The sequence below is a fragment of the Blautia sp. LMAG:36 genome (assembly GCF_008680535.1).
In the GTDB taxonomy this organism is placed as follows: domain Bacteria; phylum Bacillota; class Clostridia; order Lachnospirales; family Lachnospiraceae; genus Blautia_A; species Blautia_A fusiformis.
In genome coordinates, this window is sequence record NZ_NALB01000003.1 from 484116 (window position 1) to 502651 (window position 18536).

The 18536-nt window shown below is 42.4% G+C and carries 15 protein-coding genes and 1 pseudogene; 12 read left to right on the forward strand and 4 right to left on the reverse strand.

What is annotated here, in order from left to right:
- Positions 1-116: 116 nt before the first annotated feature.
- The 3 genes from aroD to CCC17_RS02485 all read right to left on the reverse strand — a co-directional run bounded on the left by aroD (position 117) and on the right by CCC17_RS02485 (position 4013).
- Complete coding sequence (gene aroD, locus CCC17_RS02475; protein WP_287082450.1) at positions 117-878, reverse strand: type I 3-dehydroquinate dehydratase; 762 nt, start codon at positions 876-878, stop codon at positions 117-119.
- Positions 879-915: 37 nt separating this feature from the next.
- Positions 916-1794 (reverse strand): shikimate dehydrogenase, encoded by an 879-nt coding sequence (locus CCC17_RS02480; protein WP_118608570.1) that lies wholly within the window; start codon positions 1792-1794, stop codon positions 916-918.
- A 221-nt stretch (positions 1795-2015) separates the two neighbouring features.
- A complete protein-coding gene (locus tag CCC17_RS02485; RefSeq protein WP_287082451.1) occupies positions 2016-4013 on the reverse strand; it encodes an oxidoreductase in 1998 nt (665 codons plus the stop codon).
- A 357-nt stretch (positions 4014-4370) separates the two neighbouring features.
- Here CCC17_RS02485 and CCC17_RS02490 point away from each other — a divergent pair, with 357 nt between their 5' ends.
- From CCC17_RS02490 to CCC17_RS02525, 8 genes and pseudogenes are all read left to right on the forward strand, one after another.
- Positions 4371-4874: an NUDIX hydrolase gene (locus CCC17_RS02490; RefSeq protein ID WP_118624127.1), complete on the forward strand. Its 504-nt coding sequence runs from the start codon at positions 4371-4373 to the stop codon at positions 4872-4874.
- A gap of 341 nt (positions 4875-5215) precedes the next feature.
- Positions 5216-5581: a BMC domain-containing protein gene (locus CCC17_RS02495; RefSeq protein WP_015527035.1), complete on the forward strand. Its 366-nt coding sequence runs from the start codon at positions 5216-5218 to the stop codon at positions 5579-5581.
- Between the two features lie 11 nt (positions 5582-5592).
- Positions 5593-6024, forward strand: a complete 432-nt coding sequence (locus CCC17_RS02500; RefSeq protein ID WP_044961969.1) for a BMC domain-containing protein — start codon at positions 5593-5595, stop codon at positions 6022-6024.
- 18 nt (positions 6025-6042) lie between these two features.
- A complete protein-coding gene (locus CCC17_RS02505) occupies positions 6043-6573 on the forward strand; it encodes a EutP/PduV family microcompartment system protein (RefSeq protein ID WP_022426452.1) in 531 nt (176 codons plus the stop codon).
- 129 nt (positions 6574-6702) lie between these two features.
- Positions 6703-6885 (forward strand): hypothetical protein, encoded by a 183-nt coding sequence (locus tag CCC17_RS02510; RefSeq protein ID WP_015527038.1) that lies wholly within the window; start codon positions 6703-6705, stop codon positions 6883-6885.
- A complete protein-coding gene (locus CCC17_RS02515) occupies positions 6878-8329 on the forward strand; it encodes an alanine/glycine:cation symporter family protein (RefSeq protein ID WP_021652308.1) in 1452 nt (483 codons plus the stop codon). Before CCC17_RS02510 ends, CCC17_RS02515 begins: the two co-directional genes overlap by 8 nt.
- A 3-nt stretch (positions 8330-8332) precedes the next feature.
- A complete protein-coding gene (locus CCC17_RS02520; protein WP_021652309.1) occupies positions 8333-9943 on the forward strand; it encodes an amidohydrolase in 1611 nt (536 codons plus the stop codon).
- A 228-nt stretch (positions 9944-10171) separates the two neighbouring features.
- Positions 10172-10402, forward strand: a pseudogene (locus tag CCC17_RS02525) (DEAD/DEAH box helicase family protein); the annotation flags it as partial.
- 313 nt (positions 10403-10715) lie between these two features.
- Here CCC17_RS02525 and CCC17_RS02530 read toward each other — a convergent pair.
- Entirely contained in the window at positions 10716-11579 is an 864-nt protein-coding gene (locus CCC17_RS02530) for an AraC family transcriptional regulator (RefSeq protein ID WP_092069611.1), read from the reverse strand.
- Between the two features lie 201 nt (positions 11580-11780).
- Here CCC17_RS02530 and CCC17_RS02535 point away from each other — a divergent pair, with 201 nt between their 5' ends.
- The 4 genes from CCC17_RS02535 (at position 11781) to CCC17_RS02550 (ending at position 18510) form a co-directional block, all read left to right on the forward strand.
- Entirely contained in the window at positions 11781-14819 is a 3039-nt protein-coding gene (locus tag CCC17_RS02535; protein ID WP_287082452.1) for a glycoside hydrolase family 2 TIM barrel-domain containing protein, read from the forward strand.
- Between the two features lie 167 nt (positions 14820-14986).
- On the forward strand, positions 14987-16384 hold the full coding sequence (locus CCC17_RS02540; protein WP_114002010.1) for an MFS transporter: 1398 nt from the start codon (positions 14987-14989) through the stop codon (positions 16382-16384).
- A 351-nt stretch (positions 16385-16735) separates the two neighbouring features.
- A complete protein-coding gene (locus tag CCC17_RS02545) occupies positions 16736-17536 on the forward strand; it encodes a helix-turn-helix transcriptional regulator (protein WP_015527044.1) in 801 nt (266 codons plus the stop codon).
- A gap of 161 nt (positions 17537-17697) precedes the next feature.
- Positions 17698-18510: an HAD-IIA family hydrolase gene (locus tag CCC17_RS02550; RefSeq protein WP_021652318.1), complete on the forward strand. Its 813-nt coding sequence runs from the start codon at positions 17698-17700 to the stop codon at positions 18508-18510.
- Positions 18511-18536: the final 26 nt, after the last annotated feature.

The following is an 18536-nucleotide window of genomic DNA, read 5'->3' on the forward strand; positions in this document are numbered from 1 at the left end:
ATTATGGGATTAAGATTGCAAAAATTTGTTACATCAATTGGGTTTAAAATTTGGTTTATAATTCATGTTCTGTTACAAAAATCTACCGTAGATCCTTTTTATGGGAGGTCACAGGATCACAGGCTTTTGTGGATAATGTCAAGAACCTGCGCAAGCTCATTGACATTGATCTGTCCCGGTGCGGAAGCTTTGGTAGCTGCACCGAAGGTAAGGGCGGAACCAAAGGTTTCGCCGGTGAGACGGCTGACAACACCGGTACCTGCCATGGACATGGTAATGATCGGGCGGTCGGCGAACTGCTCGGACATTTCCAGCGTGGCACTTAAGAGTGTAAGCACGTCCTGCTTGTTTCTTGGCATAACAGCCATTTTCGGGATATCTGCACCATAGTCCTGCATCATGCGAAGACGGCGCACGATCTCATCCTTCTCAGGAGTTGCGTCAAAATCATGGTTGGAAGCGATGACCTTTACGCCATAGCTGTGAGCCTCCCGGATCATGCTTTTTACGATATCCTCACCTGTGAAGGCTTCTACATCAATAAGATCTACATAGCCGCTTTTTGCCACAGCCATGTTGAGTGCTTTGTAAGCTTCGTTGGAGATGGCTTTTTCTCCGCCTTCCTTTGCAGTACGGAAGGTGAAGAGGATCGGAGTGTCCTTTAAAACGGTCTGGAGATCTTTTGCCACATCTAGAACCTTGTCTGTGTCAAAAACGTCCTCAAACCAGTCAACACGCCATTCCACAACGTCTACGGGGATCCTTGCGAAGGTCCCTGCCTCAAGGAGGATATCATCCTTTGTCTGTCCCACGATCGGGACACAGATCTTCGGTCTTCCCTCGCCGAGTGTAATATTTCTTACCTGAACTGTTTTCATAATGGTCCTTTCTGATACGACAGGAACAGATAGCAGTTTAGTCGTCGTATCTGATGTTAAGAATCTCTTTCATATGCTCGATCGGCATCGGTTCGCCGGTCCACAGTTCAAATGCAGCGGAGCCCTGGAAAAGCATCATGCCAAGGCCGTTCATTGTCTTGCAGCCAACTTCCTTTGCCATAGAACGCATAGCAGTTTCAAGAGGGGAGTAAGGCACGTCAACAACGATAAGCTCCGGGCGGAAGTAAGACTTGTCCGGAACAACGGACTGACCTTCCAGTGGTTTCATTCCAACACCTGTCGCATTTACGAAAATATAACTGTCAGCCATTTCTTTTTTCAGCTGGTCAAGATCTGCCAGATCATAGAGAACAGCATGGCTTGAAGTTCTGGTGTTGATCTTTTCTACCGTAGATACTGCACGGTCCCAGAATTCATCTTTGCGGTTGAAGATCACGATCTCGCCTACACCGTCAAGTGCTGCCTGAATCTCGATAGCAGTTGCGGCACCACCTGCACCTACGATGGTCATTTTCTTTCCGATGGCGTCGATGTTATTGTCTTTCAGTGCTGCCATAAATCCGATACCGTCTGTGATATGGCCTGTAAGATGACCATGATCATTAACGATGGTGTTTACAGCGCCGCACATTTCTGCTGCCGGTGAAAGCTCATCAAGGTACTGGCCTACCAGAGTTTTGTTCGGCATGGAAACGTTGGAACCTCTCATTTTCAGAGTACGGATGGCTTTTACAGCATCCTCGATCTCGTCTGCGCCAACCTCAAATGCAAGGTATGCATAATCATAGCCAAGCTTTGCGAAAGCCTCGTTCTGCATGGCGGGAGAGCTGGAGTGGCGGATCGGATATGCCATAAGGCCGATCAGTTCGGTATGTCCTGTGATTCTTTCTGACATGGTAATAACTCCTCTCATTGGTAAAATCTGGATGAAGATTTGTCTTTTTAAACCTCCCGCCACATAGGCCTGAAGAAGCTGCGGACATTCTCCGGACGGCTGCGGGGGAGGAAGACGTGGAAAATCTATGTTACGGATCAACGAGTGAACTGTAACAGATCTATATACACTTTCCGGTAGAAGGATTGAAATGTTCCCGGAAAGGGTATAGCGGAAAAATATTAAAGGTATCCCTTCTGCTCAAGAACGGTAAGGATGTTACGTCCTTCCTGGGTACCGTCAATGATTCGTCTTGCTCTCTGGCTGTCGCCGATGTTCATGATCTCAACATCCTCAGAAGAAAATTCCTCTGTGAGACTCTGGTAAAGCTGTCCCTGAGCTCTCATTCCGAGACATACGAAGCCGTACTCAAATGGAAGCTCATAAGGCTCACCGTCGCCCCTGACAAGGAAGGAAGAATCCTTAACCTCAAGGAGAGCAGTTTTTGTAAGCTGATGTACATTGTGTTTTTTCATCATGGTCTTTGTGTCATTTTTGCTTACCGGGTCAAGATCACGTCCGATCTGATCCATCATCTCAACGATAGAGATGTCTGCGTTTCTGTCAGCAAAGAATTCCACAACATCAAGACCTACAGCACCGCCGCCTACAACAACAACCTTTTTGCCTTCCAGATCCTTCGGAAAATCATTAATGTGGCTGATCATACCAAGAATAGAATAAATATTATGGTTCTCGTTGTCAATACGATCCTTCAGTCCTGCGATCGGAGGCAGAAGCGGAGCGGAGCCGGTGGAGCTTACGATGATATTCGGATGGAACTTGCGGATGTTTTCCGGTGTTCCTTCTGTGTTTTTGAAGATGTAAAGATTATCAAGCTGTTCAGCACGATGCATGAGATAGTGAGGGAAATCAGCAAGACGGTTCTTTGCAGGGATCTTTGAGATCAGAGATGCAAGTCCGCCAAGCTCATTGCCTTTTTCCAGAAGGAAGGTATTGCATCCAACCTCTGCGGCTGTACAGGCAGCTTCCAGTCCGGCAGTGCCGCCGCCGATAACGACCACGTTGCAGTTTTTATTTACATGTTTTTTCTTATATACATCGCCCTCAAGAACAGATGGGTTTACAGTACAGCGGATCGGACGGTTTACACCGATACGGTTTCCGGCACAGCCAACGTTACAGGAGATACATTTGCGGAGGTCACACTCATGACCTGTGGCAACCTTGTTTACCCATGCAGGGTCTGCAATCAGACCACGGCCCATACCGATCAGGTCTGCATCACCGTCAGCCAGGATACGCTCAGCAACCTTCGGGTCACGGACATTACCCATGGAGATACATGGCTTGTTGAATTTTTCTCTTACGGCCTTTGCCATGTAGGAACGCCATCCGTCCGGGAGATAATTTGCATCGATCTGGTACTGGATGGAACCGTTAAGTCCGCAGGAGACATCAAAGATATCAACCTCTTCCTGAAGATAATCCAGGTATTCCAGAGTATCCTCCAGTGTATTTCCGCCCTCCATCAGCTCATCCGCACTGAGACGGAGCATGATCGGGAAGAAAGGTCCTACCTGTTTTCTTACCTCATCGATGACCATACGGCAGAAACGGGTACGGTTCTCAACAGATCCGCCGAATTCATCGGTACGTTTGTTTGTGATCGGGGAGAGGAACTGACTAATCAGATAGGAGTGTCCTGCATGGATCTCTACCGCGTCAAAGCCAGCTGTCTGTGCACGTTTTGCAGACTCACCGTATTTTTTTACGATGTGAAGAATCTCGTCTTTGGAAAGAGGACGCGGGATCTCGCCGCCTTCTTTGGATGGAACGTCAGATGCGGAAACCGGCTGCATGTTGATCCTGGAAGAAACAGCGGAAGCTCCGGCATGGTTGATCTGGATCGCGATCTTTGTTCCGTATCTATGAATATTTTCACAGAATTTGAAAAGACGTGGCAGATAGTTGTCATGGTCGATGCGCAGCTGTGTGGTTCCGTTGGAGCCCTGCGGGGAATCGATGCTTGCGTTCTCTACGATGATGAGACCTGTGCCACCCTTTGCACGCTGCTCATAATAATTGATATGAAGAAAACTCATTTCGCCGTTCTGTTCACCGTAGTTGGTGCCCATCGGCATCATAACAATACGGTTCTTGATAGTCATATTTTTAACGGTTAATGGGGAAAAAATATGCGGATAATCATTCTTCATCTGAAAAAAACCTCCCTGGTTATTTTAAATAGAATCGTTTGTTTGTGTTAATTATATAACAGAATAATCTATAAAACTAATTCATAATACGAGCGATATAATAAAAATAATCTATAGATTTTTGTATATCATCTTTCAGGCTGCAGGTACTTGCATGTTTATAATGTGAAAAAAACAGATGTAGAACGGTAACGTTAACTGGAAAATGGTATCGGATCCAGGGGTTTACATATATGATTTTAACGTGTTATCATAACAAATAAAAAAGATACAGAAAACGGAGAAACGGGCAGGCTGAAACGGATCAAATGTAAGACTGTATTTCCGCGTTCTGTAAAAAGACAGGAGATAGATAAAATGGAATTCTGGGATATTTACGATGCAGATAAGAAACCGACAGGACGAACTATGAAGCGCAATGACTGGTGTTTAAAGGATGGAGAGTATCATCTGACAGTTTTGGGCGTGGTAGCAAGACCGGACAAGACCTTTCTTATTACTAAACGTGTGATGACAAAGGCCTGGGCTCCGGGCTGGTGGGAGGTTTCCGGCGGTGCAGCCCAGGCAGGAGAGGCTTCCCGTGATGCAGTACTCCGTGAGGTGAAAGAGGAGACCGGACTGGACGCCAGTGAGGCAGAGGGCGGATACCTTTTTACATATAAAAGAGAGAACCCGGGGGAAGGAGATAATTACTTTGTGGATGTGTATCGTTTTGTCATGGATGTGGAGGATAAGGATCTGAAGCTTCAGACAGAAGAGACAGACGGATATATGTTTGCAACCCTGGAGCAGATCCGGGCGTTTGCCGCAGAGGGAAAATTCCTGCATTATGACAGTATTAAGAAGGCGTTTGAGTTTTAAGCAGATTTTTGAATGATTTTTATCCTGATGTGGAAATAGATGTTGTTTTCTGTGGATTTATATTTCGATTAACGTTGTTTTTTGCCTTATTTTCGAAGAATTGTATTGACATTAAGAGGCTCAGATAGTAAAATTTAACGTAGGGAAATTATAAGCCGGATGAACAGAGTCCGGCTTATCGAATATTACGTACGTCGAGAACATCTGACGCATCAAATTATGTTTTGCACAGCTGAACTTGATGCAGTAATTTCTGAGAGTGCTATAGATCAATCGGGAAGAATATAGCAGTAATTAAAAAAATGCTGTAATACGAAATTTTTGAAAGCGAGGAATCATCAATGGCGGATGAACATAGAGATCAGATCAGAATCGTACAGGAAACCGTAGCCGGTAAGGAGATCACATTTGCCCATATCATGGGTGGTCCGGCACCTATCATATATCAGAAGCTTGGACTGAATCCGCAGGTGGACTATGGATCATCTGCAATTGGTATCATGAACATGACACCTTCCGAGTCTGCTGTGATCGCATCCGATATTGCTGTGAAGAGCGGTAATGTGTATCTTGGATTTGCAGACCGTTTTACAGGAACACTGATCATAACAGGAGAGATTTCCGATGTGCAGACTGCAATGGAGGAGATCGTGGATTATTTCCGTGATACTCTGGGATATGTAGTATGCAATATCACCAAGAGATAAGGAAGTGTACCATGGAAGAACGGATAACAAAGGAAGAACTGCTGGAGAGGCTGTTTCATGATGATTATGAGAACCTTAAGGGAAGAAGACTTCGGCTGACCCGGGTGAGAGTACCTGGAAAGGAGCTTTCCTTTGCACATGTTTTTACACCAAATGACAGATCGATATATGAGAATCTTGCGTTACATATCGGTGTTCATGAAGGTGAAGATCACAGAGGAGATGCCATCGGCATGGTCCGTGTCACACCCTGGGAGGCAATCGTGGTTGCGGCAGATGTTGCAGTGAAGGCAGCTCATGTGGAAGTAGGATTTATGGATCGTTTCTGCGGGACGCTGATCCTGACAGGCGGTTTTACGGAAGTGATGACAGCCGTGGAGGAAGTGGTACGATTTTTCCATGAGACATTGAAATTCGATGTCTGTAAGATCCACAGAAGCTGAGGCAGGACGGGATAAAAAATGAAAAAAATTTTTCTGATGGGTCGAAGTGAAGCTGGCAAAACATCCCTGACACAGGCGCTTAAAGGGGAAGAGCTTCATTATCATAAGACTCAGTATACCAATACAAATGAAGATACTATTGATTCACCGGGAGAATATGCGGAATCCAAGCATTTCAGCGTAGGACTGGCCTGCTTTTCCTTTGAGGCGGATGTGATCGCCATTGTACAGGCAGCCAATGAGCCCTTTAACCTGTTTAGTGACGGCAGCAGGAATTTTCTACTACGGCCGCTGATCGGGATCATCACCAAGGTGGATTCTCCCCATGCCAACATTCCCATGGTCAGACAGTGGATGGAGAACATGGGCTGTGAACGGATCTTCATGGTAAATAACAAGACCAGGGAAGGCATCAGCGAGCTGATGGATTATCTGCAGGATGATCTCCCGACGCTTACGCTTGAACAGGCGAAATTCAAGCAGAGCCTTGGCCTTAACGAATGGGATTCCATGCCGGAAGGGGTGGAGTATCCGGAATCCATACGGTAAAATAGTAATATTCACGAAAAATGAATAAAAATACAAAATTCAAACAGAAAAAGTAGAAATTCCTCCGGAACTGTGATATACTGTCATCGTTTGGAAGATTCGTGGGCTGAAATGTAAGATCCCCAGAGCATGAAGGATAAAGAGGATAGAAACGGGGCTCGCAGATATATGGCAGAAGAGCTGTATGTCGGGAACACCGGATATCCGTATCTGCCTTCATGTTCCGGGGATTTTTTATATTCTATACACAGATTTTCCGAATGGATGCAAAAGACAAAAAATAAGAAGGACAGGAGAGGAAAAGATGTTTGAATTATTTGAAAATCTGACCAACTGGCTCTGGGGACTGCCGCTGCTGATCACGATCCTCGCTACAGGCGTATATCTGACAGTACGTTCCGGTTTCTTCCAGTTTCGCCATTTTGGTTACATTGTGAAAAACATGTTCAGTAAAGAACGTCGCCAGGAAGGCGGAGATGACGGAAAGAGCCTGACACCGTTCCAGGCTATTTCCATTGCGATCGGAGGTACTGTTGGTGTATCCAATATGTCCGGTGTTGCAACGGCTATTGCAACAGGAGGACCTGGGGCATTATTCTGGCTCTGGATCGCAGCGCTTCTTGCCATGGTCATCAAGATGGCAGAGGTAACACTTGCTGTATACTACAGAGAGAAACAGCCAAACGGTGAGTACCAGGGAGGCCCGACCTACTACATGCAGAAGGGTCTTGGCGGAGAGAAAAAGCTTCCTTTCTGGAAACTTTTTGCAGTACTGTTCGGCGGCTGTATTTTCATGACATGGTTCATTACTTTGCAGAATTATACAGTATCAGAGGCTGTCGGAAGTACCTTCCACCTGCCGTACATCGTACCGTCACTTTTGTATGTGGCAGCGATCTATCTGATCATCATCGGCGGTGTAAAGAAAGTCGGCGTGATCTCTTCCTATATGACACCGATCATGTGCATGCTTTACATTGTAGGCTCTCTCGCAATACTGGTAGTGAATTTTGACAAGCTGCCGGAAACCTTTGGACTGATCTTCAAGGGTGCATTTACAACACAGGCGGCAGTCGGCGGATTTATGGGAGCCGGTGTTGCAACAGCAATGCGTCTTGGCTTTGCCCGTTCCGTATACAGCAACGAGGCAGGCTGGGGAACATCTCCTATGATCCATGCTTCCGCAAAGACAGACCATCCTGTAAAACAGGGACTGATGGGAGCATTTGAGGTATTTGCAGACACCATCGTAGTCTGCTCCATGACAGGTCTTGTTGTTATCATTACCGGCTACTGGAATTCAGGACTTCAGGGATCAGAGCTGACACTGACAGCATTTGAGTCTGGAATGGGCTCCATTGCGAGAGCACTGATCGCGATCAGTATTTTTCTTTTTGGATTAACAACATCAACCGGATGGTTCACCTACTACAGCGTGATCCTGAAGCACTGGCTGAAAAATAATCAGAAGGTTCTGAAGATCGCAGAGAAGGTTTTTATCCTTGGAACACCATTATGGGGTCTTCTGGTCACAGTGCTTACTCTTTACGGAAACGGAACACCGGCGCAGCTGTGGGTAATTGCAGACTTTACAACCGTATTCCCTACATTTGTAAATGTTGCCACATTATTTATCTTAAGTGGTACTTTCTTTAAACTGCTGAAGGATTACAAGGCGCGTTACATGGGAATTGGAAAGGTAGACAAGGATATGGCACTTTTCTACGAGGATAAAAAAGAAAAAGAGGAAAAATAAACAGTGGATACAATTTTTTTTAACGGATGTATAAGAACACTGGATGACAGTGAAAAAGTGGCAGAGGCTGTGGGAATCGAAAATGGCCGGATCGTTTTTGTGGGAACGGATAAAGAAGCGGAAGCTTTTTCCTGCAAAAAGCGGATCGACCTTAAGGGAAGGCTGATGCTGCCCGGTTTTGTGGATACACATATGCATATGCTGCATTATGCATTTGTGGAAAGATCTGTAAAACTGTTTGACTGCACAAGTGTTGAGGAAATGCTTGCCGCAGCAAAAAAAAGACTGGAGGAGAGCAAAGGTCAGAAGCTGACCTGGCTCTACTGCAGAGGCTGGAATGAGGAGCATTTTGATAAGCCACGCTATCCGCACAAGGATGAGCTGGATGCGCTCTCAACGGAAATCCCCATCATTATGGTGCGTGTCTGCGGGCATGTGGCTGTGTGCAACAGCTGCGGTCTGGAGCTTCTGAAAAAAATCCCGGAGTTCCCGGAGATTGAGAAGGAGGTTGACCTGGATACCGGACTTCTGAAGGAGAATGCAGTACAGTTTTATTCTTCCGTATTGGAAGCACCATCCCAGGAAGAAGTGGAAGACTACATCAAATACAGTGCGAAGAAGCTGAATGAATGTGGATTTACAGGTGTACAGTCCGATGATCTTGCCTCCCTTCCGGGGAAAAACTGGCGTCGGATCATGGCCTCCTATAAGGCACTGGATGCCAGAGGAGAGCTGAGTATCCGCCATTATGAGCAGTGCCTTTTTGAGCGGGCGGAGGATGCGAAGGCTTTTATTGAGGAAGGATATCGTACCGGACAGAGGGAGGATCACTTTACTGTCGGACCGATGAAGCTGATCCAGGATGGTTCCCTTGGTGCAAGAACAGCGGCCATGAATGAGCCTTACGAGGATTCGCCGGGAAATACCGGGATCATCACATTCAGTCAGGAGGAGCTTGACGATCTGTTTGCTTTTTTTGACCGGCATCAGATGCAGGCAGCGGTACACTGTATTGGCGATCGTGCCATGGATATGGTCATTGAGGCAGCTGCGAAATCTCCTTACCGGAAGGATAATAAAAAGGGCAGACATGGTATCGTACATTGCCAGATCACCAATCCGCGTATTTTGCAGGGGATGAAAGACCAGGATCTTCTGGCATATATCCAGCCGGTATTTATCGATCTGGATATGAACACAGTGGAACCTGCCATCGGCGCACACCGTATGGATAAGGTGTATGCATGGAAGAGCATGCTGGATATGGGAATCCATACGTCCGGCGGTTCGGATGCTCCTGTGGTAAGCTTTGATGCCATGGAGAATATTTATTTTGCAGTCACCCGCAAAAATATCAGCGGTCAGCCACAGGAAGGCTGGATTCCATCCGAAAAAATGTCTGTAGATGAGGCGGTGAAGCTTTTTACAAAAAACGCAGCTTACGCTTCCTATACAGAAGACGAGAACGGAACCATCGAAGTGGAAAAAAATGCAGACTTCGTAGTTCTGGAGAAAGATATTTATAAGATTGATCCGGATGAGATCAAGACCACGAAAGTGGATATGACAGTTCTTGGCGGTGAGATCGTTTATGAGAGAAAAGTAGAAGAATGACGGCAGTATAAAAAGAAAAAAGTGAGAGGCAGAGTCTGAGTGGAGCAGGCTCTGCCTTTTTTGTGTGGTGCAGTAAAAAGTACAGAACAAATATTCGGTTGTCCTATACTTTTTTTACGCTGAATGATATACTGTAAAAGCAACAATAATAAAGATAAAAGCACTCTCTTATATAGTAACAGGCGGTATTTACATATCCACAAATTTCAGAACAACAAGGAGAACCGTATGGATCATTTCAAATTACACTCCGAATACCAACCCACAGGAGACCAGCCTCAGGTTATCGAAAAACTGGTCAAGGGTTTTAAGGAAGGCAACCAGTTCGAGACTTTGCTGGGTGTGACAGGCTCCGGTAAGACCTTCACCATGGCGAATGTCATTGCCCAGTTAAACAAGCCAACTTTGGTACTTGCGCACAATAAAACACTTGCGGCTCAGTTATATGGTGAGTTTAAGTAATTCTTCCCTGAGAACGCAGTGGAATACTTTGTCTCTTAGCAGGGAATATTATGGAAGATCAGCAACGACTATTGAAAACAAATGCAAGATAGAGTATGGAACAGAGCACTGATTTATGGAGAAAAAGGGTTAAGCTCGTTGCCAATACAGGATATTGCAGGGGAGCATATAGATACAGATAATGAGTACATGTATTACTATTCGGTTGAATTTATAAAATAGCACTAATAAAAAGAAGAGGATGTCACGTAATCTGCTTTGATTCGTTGGCATCCTTTTTTGATATTTAGTTTTTATGACATTATAGATTTCATAACCTATTTCTTATTTTTCGGTATTCTCTCGGCGAATATCCTTTCAGCTTGTGAAAAAGCCGACTGAAATAAAGCTGGTTATCATATCCGACAATCTTAGAAATCTCATGGATGGAATAAGTTGTTGTTTCAAGTAACATCTGAGCATTGTTGATGCGGATTCCCACAATGAATTGCATTGGTGTAGAACCGGTATATTTTTTGAAATTTCGGATAAACCAGCTGACACTCATGCCTCGTGAGGTAGCATAATCATCAATATTGATATTTTGATTGTAGTTTTCACTGAAAAAGGTAACAGCATTATCCATCTCATGATCAAGGTATTCATTTTTTAATATGTGCTCTCTTGTCAGTTCCCGGTGGAAACTGATCAGAAGATGACGTAGCAAAAGGACAAGCATTTCCTCATAATTGTCTTGACAGCGTTGCAGCTCGATAATGATACGTTTGAAAATTTGTTCATATTCATTAGATGTACCCACTTGAAAGACACGTTCTTTATCCGGAAACCCATATTGACGTAAGATATTTTTCACATTGCTTCCTGTGAAGTGAATCCAGTATACTTCTGTCTTATCTTTTCCGTAATATTCATATTTTTGGAGTTCTTTCGGTCTGTACAGTACAATGTTGCCGGCTGGAACAATCGTTTCATTATTTACATTATCAAAATGAAAATGCCCACAACCAGCAGTGATATATATAATCTGATAATCCAGACGACCCTTTGGACGGTAGGTCGGAAGTTTGGGATGTCTGGAAAGACGGTAAGTACCACAGCTACCTACAATCAGCGGACGACTTTTGTCTTTGAAATCCATATGTGAGTGGTTCAAATAACCGGTGTTCAAATACATAGGACAGCACCTCTTTTCGTACTTTTTATCATTGTATCATTTAGTGCATATTTTGTCTAATCCAATTCATAGACATATTTTGCGAATTAGGATAAGCTATATATATAGCATAACTAAGGAACGTAAACAAAAAGTAAAGTATAAGGTTTTCTTTAGGAAAACAAAGAACAAAAAAGTATATGTATTGGAGGAGAGCTATTTATGATCGTACCACGTTATTATGAAAATCTAAGCGTACTGCACGAAAACACAATGCCAGCCAGAGCCTATTATATTCCGGCATCCAGAAGAATGGATAACTTGGTGGAACACAGAGAAGAGTCAGATCGTATGCAGTTATTGAATGGAACTTGGAAATTCCAGTATTTTAACAGCATCTATGACATTCAGGATTCTTTCTTTGAGAAGAATTATGATACAGAAAATTTTGATGAGATTCAGGTTCCAAGTGTATGGCAGATGGCTGGATATGATACACACCAGTATACAAACATCCGGTATCCATTTCCGTTTGATCCACCATATGTGCCACAGGACATTCCGTGTGGAGTCTATGTACATACTTTTGAGTACAGTAGAGATGAGAAAGCGCCAAAATCTTTTTTGAACTTTGAAGGAGTAGACAGTTGCTTTTACGTATGGATCAATGGCTCTTACATAGGATACAGCCAGGTTTCGCATATGACCAGTGAGTTTGATGTTACCGATGTACTTCAGGATGGAACGAATACGGTGGCAGTGTTGGTAATGAAGTGGTGTGATGGTTCCTATTTGGAAGATCAGGACAAATTCCGTATGAGTGGTATTTTCCGGGATGTGTACATTTTGAAACGCCCAAAACAGGCAATCAGTGATTATCATATTAAAACAAGAATTGAGGATATGCTTGCGAAAGTAGAAATTGAAATGAAATTCTACTCTCCGTTAAATGTAAAAATTTCGATTGAAGATAGAAACGGAGCAGTTGTAGCACTAGGAAGTATTGCTGAAGAAGGAACAGCTGTATTAGAAATCGCAAGTCCGGAACTTTGGAATACAGAAAATCCATATCTATATAAACTGATTCTTGAGACAGAGAATGAAGTAATTGTAGATCACATTGCATTAAGAAAGATAGAGATTAAAGACCAGGTTATTTATTTAAATGGACAGAAGATTAAATTCCGTGGTGTCAATCGACATGATTCCGATCCGGTTACTGGATTTACAATCAGTCTGGAACAGCTCACAACCGATCTTACGTTAATGAAGCAGCATAATTTTAATGCGATCCGTTCCAGCCACTATCCGAACGCACCATTTTTCTATGAAATGTGTGACAAGTATGGATTCATGGTGATAGATGAAGCAGATATTGAAGCTCATGGTCCATTTATGATCTACAGAAAAGAAGACACCGATTACAATCGGTTCAAACGATGGAATGAGATGATTGCAGATGATCCGGCATGGGAAGAGGCAATCGTTGATCGCGTAAAACTTATGGTGGAACGTGACAAAAACCGTTTCTGTATTGTTATGTGGTCAATGGGAAATGAGAGTGCTTATGGCTGCAACTTTGAAAAAGCACTGGAATGGACAAAGAATTTTGATCCAGACCGTATCACACAATATGAGAGTGCAAGATACCGCAATTATGATGAAACATATGATTACAGCAATCTGGATGTGTACAGCCGGATGTACCCAGCGCTTTCCGAAATTCAGGAATATCTGGATAAAGATGGAAGCAAACCCTTCCTTTTGGTAGAGTACTGTCACAGCATGGGAAACGGACCTGGAGATTTTGAAGATTACTTCCAGATGATTCAGGATAATGATAAAATGTGCGGCGGCTTTGTCTGGGAATGGTGTGACCATGCGATTGCTCATGGAACTGCTGAGAATGGAAAGACTATATATGCTTATGGGGGCGACCATGGCGAAGAAATTCATGATGGCAACTTCTGTATGGATGGATTAGTATATCCGGACAGAACGGTACATACAGGACTTTTGGAATACAAGAATGTTTATCGCCCGGCAAGAGTTATTTCCTATAACAAAGAAATCGGAGAACTGGTGCTTCATAACTACATGGATTTTGATGACTTGAAAGATTATGTGAAGATTAGTTATGAGCTGACACAGGATGGTCTTGTGATCAGCAAAGGCATACTTCCGGAGTTTTCTGTGGCACCACATGGGGAAGGAAAAACAAACCTGAAGATCAATGTTCCAGAGAATGGGAAATGTTATTTAAAACTTATTTACCATCTGAAAAAAGAATTGCCACTGTTGGATGAAGACCATATTCTTGGATTTGATGAAATTGAGGTAAGTAAAGAGGATACAAAATGTAAACTTGCAGAGAAATGGATACCAAAAACAGTAGTGGACTCTGAATTACAGGTAAATGAAAATGATACACAGATTCGTATCAAGGGGCGTGAATTTGCTTATACCATAGACAAACGTACTGCACTCTTTACAGAGATGAAATTCGCAGGGCGGGAATATCTGAACCACCCGATGGAATTAAATATCTGGAGGGCACCAACAGATAATGATATGTACATCAAGTCTGAATGGAAGAAAGCCCACTATGATAAAGCTTATACAAGAGCTTACACGACAGAGGTCGTGCAGGGAAAGCATGGTGTGAAAATTACAAGCCATGCATCCGTTGTGGCAGAGACAGTACAGAAGATTCTTGATGTGACGATTACATGGAAAATAGAAGCTGCTGGAAAGATTGATGCAGATATTGCAGTAACAAAAGACGATGAATTTCCGGACCTGCCAAGATTTGGTGTGAGGATGTTCCTGGATAAAAAACTTTCAGCTGCACGATACTTTGGAATGGGACCACAGGAAAGTTATTGTGATAAACATCAGGCTGCGAGCCACGGTTTGTACCGGGCAGATGTAGGGGATTTACATGAGGACTATATCCGTCCACAGGAAAATGGAAGCCATTATGATTGTGAATATGTGGAGCTTAACAACAGCCGATATGGAATTGTGGCATCCGCAGAAAAGGCATTTTCATTCAATGCTTCTTATTATACACAGGAAGAACTTGAGAAGAAAACGCATAATTATGAATTAATAGAATCAGATAGTGTAGTATTCTGTGTTGACTACGCATTAAATGGCATTGGTTCTAATAGTTGTGGTCCAGTTGTATTGGAGCAGTACCGATTTGATGATGTATTATTCCGGTTTCAGTTTACACTGATACCGTATGTAAAGGGATAATAAAGTTTCATGTAACCCGTAAACAAGGAAAGAGAGTCTGATTGTAATGTAAAGTCCGGATATACAGAGCAATCAGACAAAATCAGAGAAAAAAACAGAATTAGATATCATACGGTTAGCCATATTGAGATTCTAAGTGCGATGAAGATGAGGAGCAAAGAAATTCGATGGAAGAAAAAAAGTATTTGAAATGGTATAACAAAATTGGATACGGATCAGGCGATATTGCAGGTAATGTAGTCTATGCGTTCCTGACATCTTTTATGATGGTCTATCTGACGGACTCAGTAGGACTTGCTGCAGGTGTCGTAGGTACCCTGATTGCCGTATCAAAACTATTTGATGGTTTTACGGATATATTTTTTGGATCAATGATTGACAAAACACACAGTAAAATGGGAAAAGCGAAACCCTGGATGCTATATGGATATATTGGTTGTGCCATTACGCTGGTCTGCTGTTTTGCAATACCAGTCAGCTTGGGAACAACGGCTAAATATGCATGGTTCTTTATCTCTTATACACTGTTAAATGGTGTGTTTTATACAGCAAACAATATTGCTTATTCAGCACTTACGTCACTGATTACAAAGAACAGCAAAGAGCGTGTACAGATGGGATCTTACCGTTTTATTTTTGCATTTTCAACAAGTCTTCTGATTCAGGCGATTACAGTTGGATTTGTAGATAAATGTGGTGGAGACGCTGCGGCATGGAGAACGGTTGCTATTATCTATGCAATCATTGGTCTGGTCGTAAATACGATTTCAGCACTTTCTGTTAAGGAACTTCCGGAGGAAGAACTTAATGAAGGAGAAGTAAAGAATGATAATGAAAAGTATGGAATGGTACAGGCATTCAAGCTTCTTGTCAAAAACAAATATTACATGATGATTTGTGGAACATATATTTTACAGCAGTTATATGGTGCCATGATTGGAGCTGGCATTTATTACATGACATGGGTACTGAAAAATAAGAATTTGTTTGGACAATTTGCATGGGCAGTAAATATTCCACTGATCATTGCCCTGATTTTCACACCGACATTAGTTGGTAAGTGGAAAGGTATGTATAAACTGAACTTAAGAGGTTACGTCTTAGCAGTCATCGGTAGAGCACTTGTTGTTGTTGCCGGATATATGGGCAGTGTTCCGCTGATGATGGCATTTACAGCTCTTGCAGCCTTAGGTCAGGGACCATGGCAGGGAGATATGAATGCAGTTATCGCATCCTGCTCTGAATACACTTATCTTACGCAGGGAAAGAGAATTGACGGAACGATGTACTCTTGTACTTCTCTTGGTGTAAAAATCGGTGGAGGTATTGGAACCGCTGTTGTTGGATGGATGCTTGAGTTCAGTGGATATATCGGAACAAATGCAACTCAGCCGCAGTCTGCACTTGATATGATGCAGTTTATGTATCTTTGGCTTCCGTTAATCTTTGATGTATTGATTATGTTTGTACTTTCAAGAATGAATGTAGAAGATGCAAATAAAAAACTGAAAGCAGAAAAAGGAATTGCTGCAGATGAAGTAACAGATGCATTAGACATAAATTAGAATTGACAGGAGAAAGCGTTGTCTGGTCGTTGCTCGATGAGACAGTGCTTTTTTCTATATATAAAGTGATAGAACTGTATTTTGAAAATAAAAAAGGACCACTTCATTTTTGTGAAATGGCCTTAAGAAAATATTCAGTTTTCACAAAATAGTCCTTTTAGTATTTATACATGGTAAGGATGCTCAAAATATTCAGTGTAGAATACTAAAAGGTCATTCAGATATTTTTTTAGGTTGCTCATTTGCAATTCCTCCTTTCCTTATTTACAAGTTGATTATAAGATAGGTGTAAAAGGATTACTTGCCAAATCGAAAGAAGATATAGACAAATGTTGCAAAGGGGAGTATTTCATGCAGTTAAAATATGTTGACACAAAAGAGGAGATTATAGCAATAAATAGGAAGTCAAAACATATTGAACCACATCTTCATAATGCACTGGAGATCGTTTGTGTAACAAGTGGATCATTAGAACTTGGTGTCGGACAGGAACTATACCATATGGAAAAAGGAGATATAGGCTTTGTATTTCCAGATGTTATTCATCACTATCAGGTACTGACACCCGGTGTAAATAAAGCGACTTATCTGATTGCATCGCCATTTACGATAGCCAAATTTGCAGATATCATGCAATCCATGGCTCCTGAATACCCAATCATCAAAGCGGAAAAGGTTGAACCGGAGGTATATAGGGTTATAAATGCAATTTTAGAGACAGAACAGTCGGATATTACTGTTGCCCAGGCATATCTTCAAATTGTGTTGGCACGCTGCATAGGAAAATTAAATTTGGTAGAAAAGAGCAGTGTGGGGAGCAACGATCTTATTTACCAGACAGTTTCCTATATATCAGCAAATTTTAAGAAGAAGTTTTCGTTGGAAGAGATGGCAAAAGACCTGGGCGTGAGCAAATATGTTTTATCCAGACTCTTTTCCAAGACATTCCATAGAAACTTTAATCAATATCTTAATGATGCAAGGCTGAACTATGCATGCCATCGTTTGGAAAATACGAGTGATTCTATTACAAATATTTGTCTGGATAGTGGATTTGAAAGTCAGAGAACGTTTAACCGAGTATTTAAAGAAAGATATAAAATATCACCAAGTGATTATCGAAGTACTTGTGTGAAAGAGATGTTGTCATAAACGGTTCTGTTGATCGAAATATTTACTTTGATTTTACAGTGCTATGTATTTGATTTCATGTGTGGATGATATAATATAAAAATATTTGTAGAAAAAAGAGTTTTATTCTATTATGAAAAGAGTAAGGTGTATTCTAAAGAAACAAGAAAGGCAGGGCGCATATGAACATGATAAAATCCATAATCGATTTTAATGAAAAAAAAGGATTCATCTGTGATATGGATGGTGTGATCTATCATGGCAATCAGATATTGCCAGGTGTTCCAGAATTCATCCAGTGGTTGCATGATGAAAAGAAAGAATATTTGTTTTTGACAAATAATAGTGGATATACACCACGAGAATTAAATCAGAAATTGGCTAGGATGGGACTTGATGTGCCAGAAGAACATTTTTATACCAGTGCATTGGCAACAGCCGCATTTTTAAAAGAACAGGCGGCAGGCTGTTCGGCATTTGTGATAGGAGAAGCCGGCCTGTTAAATGCACTTTATGATGTAGGTATCACAATGAATGATGTAAATCCGGATTATGTTGTTGTGGGAGAGGGACGCTCCTATTCATTGGATACATTAACAAAAGCAACGAATTTAGTTCTGAAAGGTGCAAAGCTGATCGGAGCAAACTCAGATGTTTCCGGACCGATTGAGAACGGCATTGCTCCTGCTTGTCGTGCATTGATTGCACCTATAGAAATGGCAACAGGTACACAGGCATATTTCTGTGGGAAACCGAATCCACTGATGATGAGAACAGGATTGAATATGCTTGGATGTCATTCAGCAGAAGCTGTAATGGTTGGGGATCGTATGGATACAGATGTGATTTCAGGAATGGAAAGTGGTATGTCTACTGTATTGGTTCTCTCTGGATGTTCAACGAAGGATACACTCAAAACTTATGCTTATCTTCCGACAATGGTATTGAATGGAGTGGGAGATATCGCCAGTATGGCAAAAGCAAAAGAGGAATAGTGTGATTAGGCAAATACCAGGAGGTA

Bases quoted from the DNA above. Each gene is read 5' to 3' on its own strand.
- aroD (WP_287082450.1), bottom strand. From the start codon at position 878: ATGAAAACAGTTCAGGTAAGAAATATTACACTCGGCGAGGGAAGACCG.
- CCC17_RS02480 (WP_118608570.1), bottom strand. From the start codon at position 1,794: ATGTCAGAAAGAATCACAGGACATACCGAACTGATCGGCCTTATGGCA.
- CCC17_RS02485 (WP_287082451.1), bottom strand. From the start codon at position 4,013: ATGAAGAATGATTATCCGCATATTTTTTCCCCATTAACCGTTAAAAAT.
- CCC17_RS02490 (WP_118624127.1), top strand. From the start codon at position 4,371: ATGGAATTCTGGGATATTTACGATGCAGATAAGAAACCGACAGGACGA.
- CCC17_RS02495 (WP_015527035.1), top strand. From the start codon at position 5,216: ATGGCGGATGAACATAGAGATCAGATCAGAATCGTACAGGAAACCGTA.
- CCC17_RS02500 (WP_044961969.1), top strand. From the start codon at position 5,593: ATGGAAGAACGGATAACAAAGGAAGAACTGCTGGAGAGGCTGTTTCAT.
- CCC17_RS02505 (WP_022426452.1), top strand. From the start codon at position 6,043: ATGAAAAAAATTTTTCTGATGGGTCGAAGTGAAGCTGGCAAAACATCC.
- CCC17_RS02510 (WP_015527038.1), top strand. From the start codon at position 6,703: ATGAAGGATAAAGAGGATAGAAACGGGGCTCGCAGATATATGGCAGAA.
- CCC17_RS02515 (WP_021652308.1), top strand. From the start codon at position 6,878: ATGTTTGAATTATTTGAAAATCTGACCAACTGGCTCTGGGGACTGCCG.
- CCC17_RS02530 (WP_092069611.1), bottom strand. From the start codon at position 11,579: ATGTATTTGAACACCGGTTATTTGAACCACTCACATATGGATTTCAAA.
- CCC17_RS02535 (WP_287082452.1), top strand. From the start codon at position 11,781: ATGATCGTACCACGTTATTATGAAAATCTAAGCGTACTGCACGAAAAC.
- CCC17_RS02540 (WP_114002010.1), top strand. From the start codon at position 14,987: ATGGAAGAAAAAAAGTATTTGAAATGGTATAACAAAATTGGATACGGA.
- CCC17_RS02545 (WP_015527044.1), top strand. From the start codon at position 16,736: ATGCAGTTAAAATATGTTGACACAAAAGAGGAGATTATAGCAATAAAT.
- CCC17_RS02550 (WP_021652318.1), top strand. From the start codon at position 17,698: ATGAACATGATAAAATCCATAATCGATTTTAATGAAAAAAAAGGATTC.